Source organism: Roseivirga sp. UBA838 (genome assembly GCF_002296035.1).
GTDB lineage: Bacteria > Bacteroidota > Bacteroidia > Cytophagales > Cyclobacteriaceae > Roseivirga > Roseivirga thermotolerans.
This window is the reverse complement of the sequence record NZ_DBHC01000052.1, coordinates 42,369-55,549: the sequence shown is the minus strand read 5'-3', so window position 1 is coordinate 55,549 and position 13,181 is coordinate 42,369. Positions and strand designations below refer to the sequence as shown.

The window sequence follows — 13,181 nt, the reverse complement described above, 5'->3', positions numbered from 1 at the left end:
AAATTGGCGTTGAGGCTTACGCAGTAAGCGTACAAAGATAGTAATGTATAGCTGGCAACCTGAGCAATTGTTCTGAAAGTAGTGTTTTTTGTTCTGAGCCTCCTCCTCTTCGGGTTTAGTTTTTGCCCAGAGCAAAGGCTGAAAAACTAGCTTTAGAGACCTAGAAAGGGTATTGTAATGTAAGGGATCGCTTTGTGTACTGTCTTCTAGTTGGCGGGCTTTCGGTGTTCTTTTTTGAATAGACCCTGAAACAAGTTCAGGGTGACGTGCTATTTAGGGTGATGGGCTATTCAAATTGATGTGCTGCTCAGGCTGACGTGCTATTCAAGGTGGCGTATTACTAAGGGCGATGTTTTTTTGAGTAGACCCTGAAACAAGTTCAGGGTGACGTGCTATTTAGGGTGATGGGCTATTCGAGTTGATGTGCTACTCAGGGTGACTTGCTTTTCGCGGTCACGTGCTATTTAGGGTGAGGTGCTGCCGAAGGTAGCTACTGAGGTAGACATGCCATGGAGGATGGGGTATTACTAGGTGACGCACGGTTCAAGATGAAGTGCTCTAAGGGGTTTATTCCACACGAATTTTCCTTAGTAAATCGTCCCGGTAGTTTTTCCCAATGGGTATCTGCTCGTTGTTCATAAGCACATAGGCAGAGTTAATAGCCTCCATGTGATCTACATTGATAGTAAAACTTCGATGGGTTCTGTAGAAGTTTTGAGGAAGCCTTTCCGAAAGGTCTGTTAAACTACCTCTGATGAGGTGCTTTTGCCCGCTAACGGTATGCACTTCTACATAGACATGGTCGCTTCGTAAAAACCGAATATCGCTAAGCTTAACCTTATGGAAGAGATTCTTTTCTTTAATGAAAATGGCATCTTTAATGAGAAGCTCCTCCTCTACCTTGGTGTTGTTTTTTTGCTCGGTATAATTATGCAAAGCCAATTCGATGGAGGTGTATAGATCGTCTTTTTTGAAAGGCTTTACCAGATAGGCCGGAGGGGCCACTTTCTTTACACGCTCAATGGTGCCCGCATCGGCATTGGAGGTTAAAAAAATAAAAGGAAAGTCGAACTGCTCCTTAATGGTCCAGGCCAGGTCTACGCCATCCTTCTTCCCTCCCAACTGAATGTCTAAAATGGCCAGGTCGGGTTTTTCGGCTTCTATGGTTTGCAGTGCTTCTTCGTAATTAATAGCCGGCTCAAGTACTTCGTACCCCAGGTCTTCCAGAATGAGGCAAATATTATCGGCTATTACAATTTCGTCTTCAACAACTAAAATTTTAACCCGGCTCATCAGATGGCTTTTCTTTCCAAAGTATCGGTGAAAGTAATGATAAATTTACTGCCTTGCTCATAATAATATTCGGCCGAACCATAGAGCTGTTTGGATAGTCTTCTTACCAGCCTAAGCCCCAAACTTCTGGCTTTGGTGAGATCGAAATCGGCCGGCAATCCCTCACCCGAATCGGCCACAGTAAGCTGATGCTTGCCTTCCCCAAGAGAGGTCACAGACACGCTTAGTTCACCCTTGTTTTCTTTGAAGGCATACTTATAGGCATTGGAAATAAGCTCGTTGAGTATCAGGCCTAATGGCACGGCCGTATCAATATCGAAACGGGCATCGCCATTGGCACTTATTTTAGTTTTTACGCCCCCGGCTGTGGGATAAATGGTGGCCAGTTCATTCATAAGCTGATCTGCATATTCTGCAAAATCTATGGTGGCCAAATTTTCGTTCTGGTATAGCTTCTGGTGAATAAGCGCCATAGCCTTGACCCTGTTTTGCCCTTCCATAAAAGTAGAAAGTGCCTTTTCATCGTCTATACCTCTGGACTGTAAGTCGAGCAAACTGGAAACCACTTGCAGGTTATTCTTTACCCGGTGATGAATTTCCTTGAGCAATACCTCTTTCTCTGAAAGTGACTTCTCTATGGCTGCGTTGGCCTTTTGAAGCTTTTGTCTACTCTTGTAAACTATTACAGCAATGGCCAGTATGAGCACTAACACCACTATACCTCCATAAATTATGAGATTTTGCTGCTTTAGGCGAGCCTCTTGAGTTCTTTGCGTTTGCTGTAAAAGCGCGTTTTCCGCTTCTACTTTTTCCGTTTCATACTCGGTCGCCATTCGCGCCATTGCATCTGACTGAGTTTTTTCACCTGTTTCCAGATTGGCTTCGTTTAGCAGTTTGGCATAGCGAAAACCTCTCTCATAATCGCCCAGCTCATCATATATATCTACCAGGCTTTGAGCCGCCATTACTTTTACCTCCAGCGAATTGCTGGTATTGGCATGGCTCCAGGCTTTTTCTCCATAGGCTGCGCCTGATTGCAGGGCCGTATTTTTCAAATAACGGTTGTTGGCATAGACCGAATCGGCCTGCGCTTTCTTGGTACGGGCCAGGTGAGTGTATATCTGACTTTTAAATCGATCGCTTGCCCCTTTGGGTACTGTTGATTCTGCATTGAGCAAAAAATCTTCTGCCTTTTTGTACTCTCCCAGTTTCACGTAAATGGTACCCATATTTAAAAAGCAGTCTGAAAGAAGATAGGTACTGTTGACCTGCTTAAAAAGCTCACCGGCCTTGTCGTAATATTCCAGGGCCTTACTAAGACTGTCTTGAGCGGTGAGTACATCGGCAATATTCTTATAGCTCACGGCCTGGTTGGGCACATGGCCTGCTTCAATAAAACCGGCCAGTGCTTCGGTATAATGACTTTTGGCTTTTTGCGGCTGGTTGAGCTTATCATAGGCCATGCCCATGTTAAGAATAGTGCAGGCTACATCGTACACACTCCCCTTCTCTTTTCTCATTTCTAAGGCCGTAAGGTAGTATTCCAGCGATTTGTCATAGCGGCCAAGTCGATAGAGAGATAGACCACCGTTGTTATAGCTTCCGCTCACATAGGCTGTATTTAGTGTATCGCTGAGTTGTGTGGCTTTGGTAAAATAGACCACAGCACTATCGTATTCATATAAATGACTATCGAAGAAATACCCAATACAGAAATAGTTATAGGCTAATTGGTTTAGGTTGTTCTGTGCTTGAAAGTAAGGAATGGCTCGTTTGAGGTATTCAATCCCTTTTCGTTTTCCATCGGATGAATAGCCATAGGCCAGGCCCAAATAGGTCAGCACCCTGTTTTTATATTCCGGCAGGCCAATCAAAGAGGAGTTATTGGCCGTTTTGAGGGCCCGCTCTCCATAGTAAATGGCAGAGTCTGAATTAGGAACCCTATAGTGGTTCATAAGGGCAATGTCTGCTTCTACCCGGATTGAATCGTGTGTGGCGGTTTGCCAAACGGACAACAAGGAATCTACTTTGGACTGTGCAAAAAGAGAGGTGGAAGATAGTAACACCATCAATACGAGAGATAATCCTCTACAGTATTTGATTCGTTTCATTTAAGGTAATTCTGAGTTGGGTCTTCTTTAATCAACTATAAACATACCTTCTTTTTGCAAAGGTTGCTATCTGAAACCGTCTGAAATTACAGGATGACGAGAGTAGAAATTAAAAAGGCCTCTCTTTCGAAAGGCCTCTTTTCTATTAACAGCAAAGGTTAGTTATCTCTTTTCTTAATCACAATGTAGTCTACTGACTTTTGCTTCACCAGATTGTTGAAAGCCGGTAAATCATTGTTCATAATATTTCGAAGTTTAGTCAGCTCAGCATCTATTTGCTGAGTCAGCTCCACTCTTACCTCTTCGGCCTGACGAGTAGGTCTCCACTCTCCTCCTCCGGCAACTCCAAGAAGGGCAGCCAGCTTGTTATTGAGACGTATTGGGAAGTTGAGCGGATCTTGCCCTGACTCATTCTTGGTTTGGTAGAGGGCTTCTTCTACTTCCGTCATTTTAGCCATTAGCTTTTTACCTTCCTCAACTACATCCTTATACTCCTCTTGTCCTTTAATCTTGTCCATCAAATCGTTCATTTGCTCGCGTGCAGCACGAATGTCTTTAATGGCTCTGTGAGTTTCGGTAACCTTGTCGCGCACTTTGATGAGGAAATCGTATTGTGCTTTGATGTCGGCATCGGTGGAAGGATAACGGGGATCTTTGATGAGGTTAAAGGTAGTTTCTTCTACCTGATCGCCTACTTTAAGTCTGGCTCTGTACTGCCCGGTTGGCACCAATGGCCCCGGACCTCTAACAGAAGCTGCCCACATAATCAGGCCGTCAAACCCTTCTGCATTTTCAACCCTCATGTTCCAGTTAAACGAATTGAGTCCGGCCTTCACATCTCTCTGATCGAAGCTATCGATTAGCTTACCCTCGCTATCATAAATTTCTATGGATACTTTGGTGCCTTTGGCCGGAGCTTCCTTCATGTTGTAATAAATTACTGGTCCGGCAGGAGCATTTTCTCCGTACAACAATCCGGCATTACCACTACCACCACGGAATCGGCTGCTGCCTGAGCCCATTAAACGATAGGCATCCATTGGTTTGAAAAGGTGCACATTTTTGGCTGCGATTTCATCGGACAACTGATGCAGTATGGTAAGGTCATCAATCATCCAGAAACTACGCCCTTGTGTGGCTGCAATCAGGTTGTTGTTCTTAATGGTTAAGTCGGTAATTGGCACAATAGGCAAGTTCATCTGGAACGGTTTCCAGGAGGCTCCATCATCGAAAGAAATGAACATTCCACGCTCAGTACCCGCATAAAGCAATCCTTGCCTTTCCGGATCGGCCCTTAGTACACGGGTAAAGTAATCGTTAGGAATTCCAGTGGTGATTTTTGTCCAGGTTTTACCGTAGTCTTTGGTTTTATACAGGTATGGCTGATAATCGCCCAGCTTGTATTGAGTACCGGCAATGTACGCTCCACCTTTCACAAACGGATCTGCATCAATGGAATTAATCATAAGATACTTAGGCATATCGGGAGGAGTCACGTTGGTCCAGTTTTTTCCTCCATCGCGAGTCACATGAATGAGGCCATCGTCTGAGCCTGCCCAAATTAATCCTTCTTCGTATGGCGATTCGGTGGCAGCAAAAATAGTGGCGTAGTACTCTACCGAAGTATCGTCATACGTAATAGGTCCTCCAGATTTACCCAGTTTATCCGGCTCGGCCCGGGTAAGGTCCGGACTAATAATTTCCCAAGACTCTCCTCCATTGGTAGAAACATGTACGTGGTTTGAGGTGGTATAGAGCTTATTGGGGTTGTGTGGAGAGAAAAATATTGGGAAGTTCCACTGAAAGCGATACTTGTAGTCTTCAGCTCCATGTCCCATTGGATTGTCTGGCCAGGCATTTACGTTGCGGCTTATGCCCTTATCATGATCTACCATTTCCAGGTAACCTCCGTAGCTTCCGCCAAATACTACATTGGGGTTGTCTGGCTTGGGTGCCAGGTGAGCACTTTCTCCACCGGCTGTAGATTCCCAATCGTTTTCTGTGATGGCAAAACCTGAGGTTCTGTGGGCAATTCGCACAGTTGAGTTGTCTTGTTGTGCTCCATAAATTCTGTACGGAAACGCATTGTCTGTAGTAACCCTGTAAAACTGAGCAGTGGGTTGGTTCATATAAGTAGACCAGCTCTCGCCACCATCATAAGATACCTGCGCTCCGCCATCATCGGCAATCACCAAACGCATATTATCTTCCGGAGCAATCCATAAATCGTGATGATCGCCATGCGGTGCCCCATTTGACTCAAAAGTTCTTCCACCATCGGTAGACACATGGTAGGCCACGTTCATCACGTAAACCTTGTCCACATCTTTGGTGTCGGCATAAATTCGGGAATAGTACCAAGCCCTTTGCCTCAATGCTCTCGATGAGTTGGTGTTTCTCCAGGTTTCCCCACCATCGGTAGACTTATATACGCCCCCTTTGTTGGCTTCTATAATGGCATAGATCACATCTGAATCTACCGGAGAAATGGCCACTCCGCTTATCCCTATTGGGGCTTGCGGCATTCCCGATTTGTCCATTAGGTTTTCCCAGGTTTCTCCACCGTCTTTAGACCTCCAAATACCGGAACCTTCTCCACCGGAAGTTAGGCTATAAGGGGTTCTGCGCACTCTCCAGGTACTTGCCATAACAAAGTCCGGGTTATTGGGGTCAATAGATACGTCTACTGCTCCTGCATCGGCATTGGCAAAAAGGGTTCGCTTCCAGGTTTTCCCACCATCGGTAGTCTTATAAATACCTCTTGTTTCGCTCGACTTGAATAAGTCGCCCATAACGGCAGCCCATACTATATCAGGGTTTTTCGGATGCACCACTATACGCCCTACATGCATCGCGTTCTTTAGACCAATGTTAGTCCAGGTTTCTCCTCCATCGGTAGATTTCCAGAAACCTTCAAATCCGGATGAGACATTCCCTCTAACGGTTTGTTCACCCTGACCCACATAGATTACATCTGTATTGGAAGGGCTCACGGCCACAGCTCCAATGGAACCGCCAAAATAGCCGTCTGAAATATTTTTCCAGGTTTGCCCTCCGTTTTCAGTTTTCCATACTCCGCCACCGGTTGCTCCCATGTAAAATACCTGGGGTTTGCCCGGAACACCGGAAACAGTTGACGCCCGACCGCCCCTAAACGGACCAATAGAACGCCACTCAATGCCTTTATAAACATCGGCTTTAGGATCAGAAGCACTGGCTTCAGGTTGCTCTCCCCGCCTTCTGCGCTGGGCCTCTACATCGAATACTGTAGAGAAGAGCAAGCCAAAGACAAGCACCAGAAGCTTCGTCTTAAAAATTGTGGTAGTCTTCATAGTTCTTAGTTTGATATTGATGATTTGAGTAGTTCAAAGACTTAAAAGTTATGAACTGATGAAGACTTTAAGAAAGAGGGGCTAATTTTTTATACCAATGGCAAAAAGAAAGACCCTCTAAGGAGTTTTTCAGGCTGCTGTTCTTTTCCAGAAGCCTGCTCCTAAGAGGGTCTTGAGAATGCGGTATGGAGTGTTTTAATCGATAAGTTTGTATATAGACGTATTTGAATAGGAGGCCAAAAACTCTGCTCTATTGAGCATTTTTTTGGCTTTCTCATCTTCTACTACTCCATCTTTCTCCATCACTACCGATAACACAAGGTTATCATCCGCATCGAATATTTTAATAGTTTGGAGTTGAGCCGAAGGAACTTCTATGTCAAAAAGCTTGTCTGACTCCAGAGCCTCTTCATAGGCCCTGTCCAACGAACCTTTAATATCGTATACTATCAGCTCTTCTACTTTGGTTACTCCGTAAGACTGAAGGGCTGCCATAAATGTAACTACCACTGCCAAGGTCAGGGCAACTATTGCCGACCATTTTCTTTGTGTTGTGAATTGCTTTTTCATGACCAATGTTGTTTCGAATTTTTATGTTTGTGTTTAGATGATGTTAATTCAGTATTACCAAATATTCTTCGTTTTCCTATGCTTATTTAGACGACAAAGTTCTGAAAAAGTTTAACGATCAGCTTAAAAAAAGTAGAATATTTTTCGTGAGTTGCTCAAATGACAGTTAAGCGGTATAAAATTGCGGATGAATTGCCAGACACAAAAAATCCCGCCTGTAGCGGGATATTTTCGAGCAATTTTATTTGGTTGAGTACTTTAAATTTTAATGACTCAACTTCATATATTCTTATTTTTTTACCTCATGCTTAACCAATGGCTTGTTCCAAATCTGCAATTAGATCGTCTGCGTCTTCAATACCAACGCTCAAACGGATGAGTGAATCTAACAAACCTACTTTCATTCGCTCTTCTCTAGGTATGGCACCGTGTGTCATGGTGGCCGGGTGGTTAGCCATAGATTCTACTCCTCCCAAAGACTCTGCCAGGGCAAATACTTTGAATCGCTCCATAACCCTGAACGACTGTTGCATATCATCTTCGTGAAAGGTAAACGAAATCATTCCACCAAAGCCTCTCATTTGTTCTTTGGCAATAGCATGGTTGGGGTGCGACTCAAAGCCCGGCCAGTACACTTTGTTCACTTTTGGATGCTCGGCAAGGTAACGAGCCACTTTTTCCCCGTTTTCGCAGTGTCTTTGCATACGCAGGTGAAGGGTCTTTATACCTCTTAGCACCAAAAAACAGTCTTGTGGTCCGGCTACGGCTCCACATGAATTCTGTATGAAAGCCAATCGCTGATAGAGCTCATCGCTATTCATAGCCAACGCACCCATCACCACATCGGAGTGACCGCCAAGGTATTTTGTTACTGAATGCATTACAATATCTGCACCCAAATCCATAGGATTTTGCAGGGCCGGAGAAGCAAAGGTATTGTCTACCCCTAGAATGATATTGTGCTTTTTGGCAATGGCCGCAGCTCCTTTTATGTCTACAATGTTCATCATAGGGTTGGTAGGTGTCTCCAACCAAATGAGTTTGGTATTGTCGTTCACATAATTCTCAATATTGGCTACGTCTTCCATGCCAATGAAGTGAAACTTGATACCGAAGTTTTCGAAAACCTTGGTAAAGATTCTGTAAGTTCCTCCGTAAAGGTCGTTGGCACTGATAACCTCATCGCCCGGTTTGAGCAACTTTATTACAGCATCGATGGCGGCCAGTCCCGAACCAAACACCAAGCCATACCTGGCATTTTCCAAGGCTGCAATACTGTCTTGCAAAGCAAATCGAGTGGGGTTTTGGGTACGCGAATACTCAAAACCTTTGTGATTTCCCGGAGACTGTTGCACATAGGTAGAGGTTTGGAAAATAGGAGTCATAATAGCTCCTGTTGAGGGATCGGGGGTTACTCCCGCATGAACTGCTTTCGTGTCGAATCGCATATCGTTTACTTTTTATTAAAGAAGGCTTGTAATTCGGCCTCCATTTCTTCTTTGGATTGTTTGTATTCCGGTGTCAGGCTCTTTTGACCAGGCACTTGTTCTATCATCAATGTTTGGGTCGGGAACGCAAACCTCACCCCTAAATGTTCCGCCAGTTTGTTCACCTCCAGCATAATTTCCTGGCGGCATCGCAACTCGCTGTTCCAATCGGGTACTTTGAAGAAGATATACACCATTACCTCCAACGCGCTACCGGCATATTCATTAAGAAAAATGTTATAGTAATCTTTACGCGTGTGAGGGTGTTGTTTCACTATCTCCTCTACCCCTTTTACAAATACCTCTATGAGTCGGGCCGGAGTATCATATGTAATGGACAGGCGGGTATAAAACCTGCGATACTGCCTTTTTCCATGATTATCGACCATGCTGTTCGATATTATGCTATTTGGCACGTACATTACGGAGTCTCGGAAGGTTCGAACCCGGGTAGACCTAAACCCTACTTCTTCTACAGTTCCGTCAATATCTCCCGAAGTTACCCAGTCGCCAATCTGAAACGGGCGATCTATGAAGATCATGAGTGAACCAAAGAAGTTTTTGAGTGTATCTTGAGCAGCTAAAGCAAAAGCCAAACCTCCAATAGAAAGCCCTGTGAGTATAGGCCATATGTCAAATTTGAACCCTCTCAGTACAGCCACAAAGCCCACTATAACCACAAAAACTTTTAGCACTTTGGTAACCAGAGGCACCAATTGATCATCGAGTGTGTTTTCTGACCGCTCGGCCATACGCTTAAGGTAATGCCCGAGAATATCTACCAATCGATAGAAGAACATGGCCGCAAAAAGAGGCACCAAAGCATGTACAAGAAGTATAATATTCGTAGCGGCAAATGGTGGCAACTGCAATACCGGCACCAGTATTTTAGCCAAATAGGCAATGATCATTAAACTGAAAGGCTTAACCACCGGATTGAGAAACTGGTTGGCCAGGTCTATCTTGCCATACTTATGCAGCAAGCCAAATAGTATCTTTCTGAGTACGACCGTAAAGATAAGGTGCACCAAAAAGCCAATAGTAAGTAGAATGAGAATACCCAGATACTGCCACAGGTGAAGCCCAAGGTATTTGGTTGTACCTAAATTGGGCAAAATGTTCAAAAGCTTGTCTGTACCAAAAGGATAAACTTGCTTATGGAGTCGGTCAATTTGATCTACTGAATATTCTGAAAACAACCATCGGTCTCCGTATTTCTGCACATAGAGCTCAGGAAAGTCATCAGTTATAACATACCTATTGCGCTTGAGCAGCGAGTCGTAATAGTTGGCGGCCTTTGGCAGGTCTTCCATACGCACCAAATTGCCGGAGCCATCGAGAATCTGCTTTAGCTCAATGGCGAGGTTATTTATTTCTTTTTGAGTTCTGCTGCCTCTGTAGAGCGACTTGGCCGACTGAGCCGGCAGATAATTATCTTCTTGCAAATAATTGAGGTGATTGTAAATAACCTCATAGGGATTAGCAAAATCATCGGGCAGAGAATCGGCCTGAGCAAAACCTGTAGTAGCTAAACCCAGCCAGCAGGTCAGCAAGAAAAAAATCCGGATATAACTACTTCGCATCTATGGTATATATATTCATTTGGTTGGCGAAGTTAACAAAGACTTCGTACTCTGATAAATTCTGGTAGTATAGAATGCTCACTCTGTGGGCTGCCGGAATGATAGGAGCTATAGCTACACCCTCTCCATTTAATAAATGAAGGGTTTGTTTAGTCTTATCACGGATCACATAAAGCTCCCGGCCATTCCTGAAATTATAGAACTCCACCTCCAGATTGCCCGAGTTTTCCAACGGAATTTCAAAAACCTCCTGTCCTTCCATATCAAAAAAGGCTATTCGGTTCTGATCGTTTCGGAAAACACGATATCCGGTTTCCAGTACATCACTCACCATGCTGTAGATGCTGCGGGTAGTTGGCCTAAAGAACTGTTTGCTCTGTACGAGTTTACCCTCCAGATTAAGTTTCAATAATTCACCCTCCTGGCCAATCACCGCAATTTGAGTTCCCGCAAAATTGGGCCCTTTAATAAAGGCTACATCGCCACTAAACCTTTGATCGAACTTTTGTGGGAAGCCTTGATAATACTCTCCCCTTCGATTCAAAAGAGAAATCTCTCCGGTAACCTCCACGGCCACAAAAGCATCTCTTCCCCTCACTCGTACATGGAAGGGCGTTTGTAAAAGATTTCCCTCCATAGCATTGGGATTCCAGCCTTCCAGAAGGTTTACCTCTTTATCGAACAAACTAATATTACCCCTCCTGTCGCGGGTCAGGTACCTGTAGCGTTTGCTATTGTCATAGTCTACCACTGCAGAGCCTTCAATAGCCATGGGCGCCTCGTATGGTTTTGGAAAGCCTTCAACCACTTCGCCATTGCGGTCGATAAGGTGTACCAATGAATCGGTAAAAAAGAGGTATTGAAGTTTTTTATTGTTGAAATAGTCTATTTGATGAATAGGGCCAATTACCGGAGCTTCAACGGGTAGCTTCCAAAGCACATCGCCCTGCCTCGAAGCCAGATAGAGTGTATTGTTGTGGTCCTGAAAAATAACTTCCAAACTGGCGTTCACATGATTCCGAACTACAAATGGCTTGGTAATAAGAGTTGTATCGGCAAATACATTGGCCTTTATATTCAGCTCTCTTTGCTCTTGGCCAGCCGGAACTTTATTGCCGGGCAAAAGCTGTGGTTTTATTTCGTTAAAAGCAACGAATGAAGAAACAAGGTAATTGGCGTTGCTCGCATTCAACTGTAACTGAAAACGCTTAAACAACTGTTTCAAAGCCGGTTTTTCTTCAATAAACTCATGCCATTTTGGTTTAAGCCTATCTATCATTGACTCTGAAGCAAAGGCAAAATCTTTAAAAACGGTGAGGTTAGTTTCCTGAACAATATCATCCAGAATTTCCCTCTTTTGTACCGATTTACCCCAAGTCGATTCGTTATCGAACTCATTCATTACGGTTTTCAAGGCGTCAAGATTATCACTCAAAATCAACGCATTTTGAAAAATGGCATAATACGGAGCTCCCATGGGCTCCTCCAGGCCGGTAAGCTCTTTTACAAAATCGTCTTGCTGAACAAAGCCCAAATAGGTACTTAAATAGTATTCGCTGTAAACAGCTGAATCCTGAGGACTAGTATACTGTTCTGATATTCGTTCTAGTGTTCTTCTTAAGTATACCGTATCGGTGGTGTTTATAAGTAAGACTTTCGACACATCAGAAAAATTCATGTCGAGGGTAACACTCAATAGCTCCCCCTTTAACAAGGGTTCGAATTCTTCCATCCCAATCTTAAAGGGTCTCCATGAAAAATCTATAGCCGACAGAGGTACCAGATTTTTACCAAAAATAGACGATTCCCCTGCTTCCAATAGAGATTGCAGATAGGCGGCTCCTCTCGCCTCTATACCCTCGGTTGTAAACTTCAGTCCGACAAATGCAATTTCAGGTTTTCTGACCTGAGGCTGCTTCACTTCTTTAAAAAACACCCGCTCCAGTTCACTCAAACGCTTAGTGTTTAGCACCAGTTGAATATCGGACTCAGGGTAAGCCTCCATTGCGCCAACAACTAGTCGGCTCGATTCATTCTGCAAGGCCCTGACCACATCTTCTACCAGGATATTTTCCTCTGAAATAACCAAATAATCGCCCTGTATGAGCATCACAAGTCTGGAGCTTTCATGCACCACATTAATAAGCTCATAGTCGTTGAACACCTGAAGGCTGGTGGTAAAGGTTTTACCTGTGATTTCCTGAAGTATAGTAATAATGCTCTCCTCATTCCATTGAAAGCCATCGGCTTGCAAAACATACAGAGGAGCTACCTCATCGCTCGCGGTAGAATGGAAGGAAATCCAGAATGGTAAAGAGGCAACAGCGGATCGCAATTGACCGGACTGTTGCAGAGAATCTACCTTGGCCGACCAGTTGTATAGGGTTTCCACAAACGGCACCTCCTTCAAAGCTTCAACCCAATCGAACTTCTCAACCGAAGACAAACTGGCCTTTAAATTGCTACCATGCAAAACGAACAAACTCGTTTCGGGCAAAATGTGTTCTATTTTGACTTTTGGCCGTTTTAGCTCCAGCAACCAATAAGTGGATGCGGCTAAAACCACGAATAAACCGACAAAAAGGATTTTTTTAGACTTCAAGGTGAATTAAAGTTTAATGCTTGAACTGTTAAATAAGCCTTACAACTATTTAAACCACAAAGGTGTCAATTTATGCGAATTAGTTGACTTAAAAGTTTTCACTTGGAGATGTCAAGGACAAAATTCATTTTTGCAACTCGAGTTAATTCAAATGGTTAATTAGATAGTATAGACAGCAATAATCTGTATTGTAAAATTTACAT

7 protein-coding genes are annotated in these 13,181 nt (G+C 43.9%); all 7 read right to left on the bottom strand.

Annotated features, from left to right (window positions below; all coding sequences use genetic code 11):
* Positions 1-567 precede the first annotated feature (567 nt).
* Positions 568-1,293 carry a response regulator gene (locus tag B3O12_RS18340; protein WP_189629779.1) on the bottom strand — a complete coding sequence of 242 codons (726 nt, stop codon included), beginning with the start codon at positions 1,291-1,293 and terminating at the stop codon, positions 568-570.
* Positions 1,293-3,404, bottom strand: a complete 2,112-nt coding sequence (locus B3O12_RS18335; RefSeq protein WP_286757342.1) for a tetratricopeptide repeat-containing sensor histidine kinase — start codon at positions 3,402-3,404, stop codon at positions 1,293-1,295. The genes B3O12_RS18340 and B3O12_RS18335 overlap by 1 nt, the downstream gene beginning before the upstream one ends.
* A 158-nt stretch (positions 3,405-3,562) precedes the next feature.
* Positions 3,563-6,736, bottom strand: a complete 3,174-nt coding sequence (locus B3O12_RS18330; RefSeq protein ID WP_189629777.1) for a VPS10 domain-containing protein — start codon at positions 6,734-6,736, stop codon at positions 3,563-3,565.
* 195 nt (positions 6,737-6,931) lie between these two features.
* The gene (locus B3O12_RS18325) at positions 6,932-7,306 is read right to left on the bottom strand and encodes a hypothetical protein (protein ID WP_189629776.1); all 375 of its coding nucleotides are present in this window, start codon (positions 7,304-7,306) and stop codon (positions 6,932-6,934) included.
* A 308-nt stretch (positions 7,307-7,614) separates the two neighbouring features.
* Positions 7,615-8,754 (bottom strand): cystathionine gamma-synthase, encoded by a 1,140-nt coding sequence (locus B3O12_RS18320; protein ID WP_286757341.1) that lies wholly within the window; start codon positions 8,752-8,754, stop codon positions 7,615-7,617.
* A gap of 5 nt (positions 8,755-8,759) precedes the next feature.
* Positions 8,760-10,376 carry a mechanosensitive ion channel family protein gene (locus B3O12_RS18315; RefSeq protein ID WP_286757340.1) on the bottom strand — a complete coding sequence of 539 codons (1,617 nt, stop codon included), beginning with the start codon at positions 10,374-10,376 and terminating at the stop codon, positions 8,760-8,762.
* Positions 10,366-12,978, bottom strand: coding sequence for a hypothetical protein (locus B3O12_RS18310; protein WP_286757339.1), 2,613 nt, complete (start codon positions 12,976-12,978; stop codon positions 10,366-10,368). The genes B3O12_RS18315 and B3O12_RS18310 overlap by 11 nt, the downstream gene beginning before the upstream one ends.
* Between the last annotated feature and the right edge of the window lie 203 nt (positions 12,979-13,181).